The sequence below is a fragment of the Shewanella sp. Isolate13 genome (assembly GCF_022398325.1).
Classification (GTDB): Bacteria; Pseudomonadota; Gammaproteobacteria; order Enterobacterales; family Shewanellaceae; genus Shewanella.
The window spans coordinates 18,854-27,002 of the sequence record NZ_JAKEVD010000050.1 but is presented as its reverse complement, the minus strand read 5'-3'; the positions used below and the strand labels follow the sequence as shown (position 1 = coordinate 27,002).

At 47.0% G+C, this 8,149-nt stretch carries 6 protein-coding genes; 3 read left to right on the top strand and 3 right to left on the bottom strand.

Translation table 11 applies throughout. The features are described 5' to 3' along the window. Window positions 1-101 precede the first annotated feature (101 nt). The 3 genes from L1D44_RS20245 to hslR all read right to left on the bottom strand — a co-directional run bounded on the left by L1D44_RS20245 (window position 102) and on the right by hslR (window position 3,165). Entirely contained in the window at window positions 102-1,643 is a 1,542-nt protein-coding gene (locus L1D44_RS20245) for a phosphoenolpyruvate carboxykinase (protein ID WP_239893072.1), read from the bottom strand. A 234-nt stretch (window positions 1,644-1,877) separates the two neighbouring features. Further along, the gene (gene hslO, locus L1D44_RS20240; RefSeq protein ID WP_239893071.1) at window positions 1,878-2,738 is read right to left on the bottom strand and encodes an Hsp33 family molecular chaperone HslO; all 861 of its coding nucleotides are present in this window, start codon (window positions 2,736-2,738) and stop codon (window positions 1,878-1,880) included. A 28-nt stretch (window positions 2,739-2,766) separates the two neighbouring features. After that, entirely contained in the window at window positions 2,767-3,165 is a 399-nt protein-coding gene (gene hslR, locus L1D44_RS20235; protein ID WP_220769960.1) for a ribosome-associated heat shock protein Hsp15, read from the bottom strand. A gap of 273 nt (window positions 3,166-3,438) precedes the next feature. On the opposite strand from hslR, the gene gspC reads away from it, so the two are divergent. The 3 genes from gspC to gspE all read left to right on the top strand — a co-directional run bounded on the left by gspC (window position 3,439) and on the right by gspE (window position 8,149). Continuing rightward, window positions 3,439-4,356, top strand: a complete 918-nt coding sequence (gene gspC, locus L1D44_RS20230) for a type II secretion system protein GspC (RefSeq protein WP_239893070.1) — start codon at window positions 3,439-3,441, stop codon at window positions 4,354-4,356. An 81-nt stretch (window positions 4,357-4,437) separates the two neighbouring features. Continuing rightward, window positions 4,438-6,585: a type II secretion system secretin GspD gene (gene gspD / locus L1D44_RS20225; RefSeq protein WP_239893069.1), complete on the top strand. Its 2,148-nt coding sequence runs from the start codon at window positions 4,438-4,440 to the stop codon at window positions 6,583-6,585. Beyond that, a complete protein-coding gene (gene gspE / locus L1D44_RS20220; RefSeq protein WP_239893068.1) occupies window positions 6,578-8,149 on the top strand; it encodes a type II secretion system ATPase GspE in 1,572 nt (523 codons plus the stop codon). Before gspD ends, gspE begins: the two co-directional genes overlap by 8 nt.

Sequence of the window (8,149 nt, the reverse complement as noted above, 5' to 3'; positions counted from 1 at the left end):
ATCCCAGCATGGGCTGGGATTTTTTATTCGCGAAGCTAATTTCGAATGTAATCTCTAATAATGAGTTACGCTCAATGCTTAGCGCTTAGCTTATCATGCTTTTAAGCGTTAGGACCGGCATTCTTGATTGAATCAGGTACCTGATACTTCTCGAAGTTAGCCTTAAAGCTATCGGCAAGATGCTGAGCAAACTCGGCATATTGAGCCTTATCTTCCCAAGTATTGATTGGGTTTAGCAGCTTGCTGTCTACGCCTGGAATGGCAACTGGTACATGAAGGTTTAGCTTCTCTAGATACTCAGTCTCCACATCTTTTAATTCACCTGAGACGATGGCATCGACAATGGCACGAGTGGTAGGGATATCGAAGCGTTTACCAATACCGTGTGGACCACCTGTCCAGCCAGTGTTGACTAAGTAAACCTGGCTACCAAAAGACTCGATTCGCTTCATCAATAACTCAGCGTAAACGCCCGCTGGACGTGGGAAGAAAGGTGCGCCAAAACAGGTGGAGAACGTCGATTGGATTGCTGCTGTCGAGCCCATCTCGGTTGAGCCTACCTTAGCGGTATAGCCCGACAAGAAGTGATAAGCAGCCTGCTCTTTTGTCAGCTTAGATACAGGCGGTAATACGCCAGAAACGTCACAGGTTAGGAACACGACGGCGTGTGGCTCTGCGCCGCAGTTATCCAGTTTACGCTGGGCGATATGTTCAAGCGGGTAAGCGGCACGGGTGTTCTCAGTTAGGCTTGAGTTGGTGTAGTCAGGAACGCGATTTTCATCGGTAACGACGTTTTCAAGCACAGTGCCAAAGCGGATAGCATCCCAGATCACTGGCTCGTTCTTCTGACTTAGATCGATACATTTTGCGTAACAACCACCTTCTATGTTGAATACGCCGCCTGGAGCCCAGCCGTGCTCATCATCGCCGATTAGAAAGCGCTTAGGATCGGCTGAGAGCGTTGTTTTACCCGTTCCAGATAGGCCGAAGAACAGAGTGGTATCGCCGTCGCTGCCAACGTTAGCCGAGCAGTGCATGGGTAGCACGCCTTTAGCGGGAAGTAGGAAGTTTTGTACCGAAAACATCGACTTCTTCATTTCACCAGCATATTTAAGGCCGGCCAAAAGTACCTTGCGTTCGGCGAAGTTGATGATAACGGTTGCATCAGAGTGTGTACCGTCGCGCTCAGGATCACATTCAAACCCTGGTGCATTCATGATCTGCCATACGGGCTTGTCGGCTGCATTAAACTCTTCTGGCACGATGAATAGGTTGCGAGCAAATAGTTGATGCCAAGCATATTGAGTGGTGACTTTTACTGGCTGGTAGTGTTCTTTGCTTGCACCGACTTCGAGGTTCGATACAAACGTGTCTTTATCTGCTAGAAAAGCTTCTACTCGACTCCAAAGCGCGGTAAAGGCTTCGGCTTCGAAAGGCTTGTTGACTGGTCCCCATTCAATATCGGCTTCAGAGCTAGGCTCTTTGACGATAAAGCGATCATTAGGAGAACGACCTGAACGTTCACCAGTCTTTGCAACTAAAGCACCATTCGCGGTCAATTGACCTTCGCCGCGTGCTAACGCAAGCTCGACTAATTGGCCTGTAGAAAGGTTAAGGTACTCGCGGTTTGCTCCATCCGCCATAGGTAAGGTCTCCATCTGTGAGGTCATCATTAGGTGCTGATCTATCGTGCCAGCTTTTATTTAGGGGCGATTGTAACTTATGCGGATGTGAATATGTGTACTGGATCAAAAAAAACACCAAAAAGAGATGTGAAAACACTTTTTCCAATGCTTTTCTGTGTTAATTAGTGAAATTTGAGCATAAAAAAAGGCGCTCGATGAGCGCCTTTAATCTAACGTGTTCTTATCAACAAATTATTGAGTCACTTCACTACTTGCTGCATTGGCATAGATAGCTTCAACATCGATTGAGTCGAAAGTATATTTGTTGTTGCAGTACTCACAGCCCATCTCCACCTTGCCTTGCTCGGCGATGATCGCGTCGACTTCATCTTTCGATACGGTGCGGATAGCCTGAGCGCTACGCTCTTTAGAGCAAGTACACTTAAAGGTAATCTCAACCGGCTCGAACAGACGCACTTCTTCTTCGTGATATAGACGGTGTAGCACTTCTTCGGCTTGCAGTGTAAACAGCTCTTCTTGCTTAACGGTTTCAGTTAGCACAGATAGATGTTCGAAGTCTCCGTTGTGATTACCATCGGTTGGTAACACCTGTAAGAACATGCCTGCGGCTTGCTTAGTGTCAGCAAACAGCTTGATCTTAGTCGGCAGCTGTTCTGATTGCTCGAAATAATCTTCTAAACATTCAGCTAATGTGTCTTTATCTAGTGCGACAACACCTTGGTAACGCTCACCGTCATCAGGTGTTAGGGTTATGACCATATAACCTTTGCCAAACATCTGCTTAAGACTTGCGCCATCGCTAATATCACCATTCCAACGTGATACGCCACGCAGCTGTTGCAGGTTATTACCGTTGATCACCGCAAGCGATACTGGACCGTCACCTTGGAGCTGTACGCTAATATCACCGCTGAACTTTAAGGTTGCAGTCAATAATGAGGTTGCCGCCATTAGCTCGCCCAATAGTTTCTGGATAGCTAATGGGTATTCGTGTGCGGAAATTACTTCTTGGTAGCTATTTTTTAGCTGCACTAATTCGCCGCGAACGCTCGCGTTTTCGAATAAGTAACGATATAAATTATCTGTAGTCATCTCTGTGTTCATTCTGGGTTTCCAATTTTTAGCTTTCTTTAAAGCGCATAATTTGTCGACGTTGCTTCTTATCCGGCTTCTGATCAGGAGCGGGGTTATTCAGAATATTCAGACGTCGTTGCTCAGCATAAGTCTCACGTTTGGCTATACTTTGCGGTGTCTCTTCATAAAGGGTTTGTGCTATCGACCCTTTTTGTCGGTATTCTGACAGCTTAGCGATGACAATTTCTTTTTCGTCATAGCCCTGTCTTAATCTGATGGTGGCACCTATTTCGGCATATTTGCTCGATTTTGTGCGCTGGCCGTTATAGTGTACTTTACCACCATTAATCATCTCTTTTGCTATGGCTCGCGTCTTATAAAAGCGCGCAGCCCAGAGCCATTTATCAAGCCTTACTTGAATGGCTTGTTGCTCGTTGTTATTCATGAGCGACTCCAGTGATTAGATTAATTTAAATTAAAATGCAGGGGGAAGCTCACAAGCTCAGCAGTAATATACAAATCTTTACTTTCTCGCTGGTAAAATAGTGGCAGGCTTCACACCCTTTTTAGGCGCGTAAAGTTAGCATATTCGGTCAATTATCGCCAACATTGCCGCTGTTATGGGCTTGTTGCCAAAAGCAGTGTAGGTTAGCATGAGTCAGGATTCGCTAAATTATTATAATCAGAACAGAGACCTGCACAGAGGGTCCACTTAAATATGGATTTATTAGATAAGTTTTTAACTAAGGCTGCTGGCATGCCTCAAAAGCCTGTTAGCACGGCGATATTTAGCATAGGGCTATTGATCGCTCTGTATCTATCAGCGCAAATAACTTGGAAGTTAATTCCAGACGACTCGGCGACCGCTCGCTGGGTACCGACACCTGTCACAAACACTTCCACAGGCCAAGTCAACGTTGTCGGCCTGCAACAACTGTCTCTTTTCGGTAAACCTGATGCGACTGGTGCCAAACCAAAGGCTGCACCTGTTGAAGAGATTATTACCGATGCACCTAAAACCTCACTTTCTATCCAGCTCACCGGTGTGGTGGCTTCGACTACCGAACAGAAAGGCTTAGCGGTGATCGCTTCGAGTGGTAGTCAAGATACTTACAGTTTAGGTGATAAGATCAGAGGCACATCGGCCTCACTTAAAGAGGTCTATGCAGACCGTATTATTATCACTAACAGCGGTCGTTATGAGACTTTGATGTTAGATGGTCTAGAATACAATACTAACGGTGCAGCTAATCAACAGCTGCAAAAAGCTAAGAGTGTTTCTAAGGGTAAGACAATTGATAATCGCGAGAATCGCGCCGTGGCAGCTGAACTTAGTCAGTCTCGCGAAGAAATTTTAGCCGATCCAAGCAAGATTACCGATTATCTGTCGATATCTCCGGTAAAAAGTGGCGGAGAGCTGGCGGGTTATCGCCTCAATCCGGGGAAAGATCGGGAACTGTTTAAACAAGCTGGTTTCAAAGCAAATGATTTAGCAAAATCGATTAATGGTTATGACTTGACCGATATGGGGCAAGCATTAGAGGTCATGGCGCAGCTGCCAGAGATGACGGAAGTTGCTTTAATGGTCGAGCGCGATGGGCAATTGATAGAGATAATGTTTAGTCTGCCCGAGTAATCGCAGCAGGAAATAACAATAAAATTTGCAGTAATACGATTTGAATTTGCCGCAACGAAAGGGTTTAGGGGAAGTATAACAATGAATAATAAGCAGATTAGACGCAGACTAATCGCCGGTATGGTTATGGGGGCTTCATTGCTAGCACCTCAACTTGCTTGGTCTGAACAATATGCGGCTAACTTTAAAGGCACCGATATCCAAGAGTTTATCAACATTGTTGGTAAAAACTTGAATCGGACAATTATTGTCGACCCAACCGTTCGTGGCAAAATCAACGTCCGCAGTTACGATTTGCTTAACGACGAACAATATTACCAGTTCTTCCTCAACGTCCTGCAGGTCTACGGTTATGCCGTTGTTGAGATGGATAACAATATCATCAAGGTGATCAAAGATAAGGATGCTAAAACCGCATCTATTCGTGTCGCCGATGATAATACACCTGGGCTAGGTGACGAGATGGTTACCCGTATCGTAGCCCTCTATAACACCGAAGCCAAACAACTTGCTCCTTTGCTGCGTCAGCTTAACGATAACGCCGGTGGCGGTAACGTAGTGAACTATGATCCTTCAAACGTATTGATGATCTCTGGCCGCGCAGCCGTAGTAAATAAGTTGGTAGAGATTGTCCGCCGCGTAGATAAGCAAGGCGATACCGCCGTTGAGGTGGTTAAGCTTGAGTACGCTTCAGCTGGTGAAATCGTCCGTATCATCGATACCCTTTATCGCTCTACAGCTAACCAGGCACAGATGCCGGGGCAGGCACCGAAAGTGGTTGCCGACGAGCGTACCAACGCGGTAGTGGTTAGTGGTGATGAGAAGAGCCGCGAGCGTGTAGTAAAGCTAATTAAAAACCTCGATGATGAACAGGCCAATACTGGTAATACCAAGGTCCGTTATCTGCGTTATGCGAAGGCGGAAGACTTAGTCGAAGTGCTGACAGGGTTTGCTGAGCAACTTGTCGATGATAAAGGTGCGCCACAAGGTGGTGGTAGCAAGCGACGTAACGAAATTAATATCATGGCCCACACCGACACTAATGCTTTGGTGATCAGTGCCGAGCCAGATCAGATGCGCACCATTGAGAGCGTCATCAATCAGCTCGATATTCGTCGTGCACAGGTTTTAGTTGAAGCGATTATTGTCGAAGTGTCAGAAGGCGATGATGTTGGCTTTGGTGTGCAGTGGGCAACCGAAGCTGGCGGCGGTACTCAGTTTAATAACCTAGGTCCAACCATTGGTGAGATCGGTGCCGGTATCTGGCAGGCACAAGGTGAAGAAGGTTCTACCGTTTGTAATGACGGTACTTGTACCGAGAATCCTGATACCCGTGGTGACATTACCCTGCTTGCGCAAGCATTGGGTAAAGTTAATGGTATGGCATGGGGCGTGGCCATGGGTGACTTTGGTGCACTGATTCAAGCGGTTTCAAGCGATACCAAGTCAAATGTATTAGCAACACCATCAATTACTACCCTAGATAACCAAGAAGCGTCATTTATTGTGGGTGACGAAGTGCCGATTCTGACGGGGAGCCAAAACTCCAGCAATGGTAACAGTAATCCGTTCCAGACCGTTGAGCGTAAAGAGGTCGGGGTTAAGCTTAAAGTGGTACCTCAGGTTAACGAAGGTAATGCGGTTAAGTTAACCATCGAGCAGGAAGTATCAGGTATTAACGGTAAAACAGGAGTCGACGTGACCTTCGCGACTCGCCGTTTAACCACGACGGTTATGGCTGATTCGGGTCAGATCGTAGTATTGGGCGGTCTGATCAACGAAGAAGTACAAGAGTCGGTGCAGAAAGTACCTTTCTTAGGCGATATTCCGATTATTGGCCATCTGTTTAAGTCTTCTTCGAGCGGTAAGAAAAAGAAGAACCTGATGGTGTTTATCAAGCCGACAATTATCCGTGATGGTATCACCATGGAAGGCATAGCAGGCCGTAAGTATAACTATTTCCGTGCATTGCAGCTTGAACAGCAAGAGCGTGGCGTGAACCTGATGCCAAATGCTGAAGTACCAGTCTTAGAAGAGTGGGATCAAGATGCATACTTGCCAGCAGATGTGAACGAAGTACTCAACCGTTACAAAGAGGGTAAAGGTTTAGACACTAAGATGCGCGAGACCGATCCAGCCCTGAAGAGCATCTCCGAGAGTAAAGATAGCGATGCCGCTGAAGCGGATAAGCAAAGCACTGGCACGGATAAAGATTCAAGCGATGAGTGATAATCAAATACCAGTCGATGAAGAGCTAGCACAAGTCTCGAGTGAGCTTGGGCTAGTGTCTGAGGAAGAAGCGGATCAAGTCTTTCATTCGAGTAGCAAAGAACGACTACCGTTTGCCTTCGCACACCGTTTTAATGTTGCACTTGCTGCCGATGATGAAGGCGAGTTGTCGCTATATCATACCCAAGGCACGCCACTGAGCGCGCTGCTGGAGGTACGTCGCTATTGTGGTAAAGAGCTGCCGCTAATTAAGCTAGAAGATGCAGCCTTTGAGGCGCGATTGACTCAGGCTTATCAGGCGAACTCCTCTGAAGCGCAGCAGATGATGGAAGACATTGGCAACGAGATGGATCTGTTCACCCTTGCCGAAGAGCTACCGCAAACAGAAGATCTGCTCGAAGGCGATGATGATGCGCCGATTATTAAGTTAATCAACGCACTCTTGTCTGAAGCGATCAAAGAGGAAGCCTCGGATATTCATATCGAGACTTACGAGAAGCAGTTGGTTGTGCGCTTCCGTGTCGATGGCATCTTAAAAGAAGTTCTCAAGCCTAATCGTAAGTTGTCATCTCTGTTAGTGTCACGTATTAAGGTTATGGCACGTCTGGATATCGCCGAGAAACGTGTACCACAAGATGGTCGTATTTCGCTGCGTATCGCCGGGCGAGCGGTTGACGTGCGTGTCTCTACTATGCCATCTAGTCATGGTGAGCGAGTCGTTTTACGTCTATTAGACAAAAATGCCGGTAATCTAGATTTAGAACAACTAGGCATGACCGAGGCGGTGCGCCATCAATTTGATGAGCTGATCCGTAGACCCCACGGCATTATTTTGGTGACCGGTCCAACCGGCTCGGGTAAGAGTACCACCTTGTATGCGGGGCTTACCGAGATCAACTCGAAAGACACCAATATCCTAACCGTTGAAGACCCTATTGAATATGAACTTGAAGGCATAGGTCAGACTCAGGTTAACACTAAGGTCGATATGACGTTTGCCCGTGGCTTACGGGCTATTTTGCGTCAGGATCCAGATGTGGTGATGATCGGTGAGATTCGAGATCTTGAAACGGCGCAGATTGCGGTTCAAGCATCACTGACGGGTCATATGGTGATCTCTACACTGCATACCAATACGGCATCGGGCGCGATTACCCGTCTGCAAGATATGGGTGTTGAGCCTTTCCTTGTTTCATCGAGTCTACTTGGCGTGCTTGCTCAGCGCCTTATCCGTACCTTGTGCCCAAGCTGTAAAGAGGAGCACACGCCGGATGATCGTGAAAGAGAGCTGTTAGGCATTAGTGCTGATGATCCACGTACGATTTTCCGTGCTAAGGGCTGTCAGTCATGTGGTCATAACGGTTACCGCGGCCGTACCGGTATTCATGAGTTATTGGTCGTCGACGATACCGTGCGTGAACTTATCCATACTGGTCGAGGTGAGCTGGCTATCGAGAAACACATACGTCAATCTGTGCCTAGCATACGCCATGATGGTATGAGTAAGGTACTGGCGGGTAAAAMCACCCTAGAAGAAGTGCTGCGTGTCACTCGAGAGGAGTAA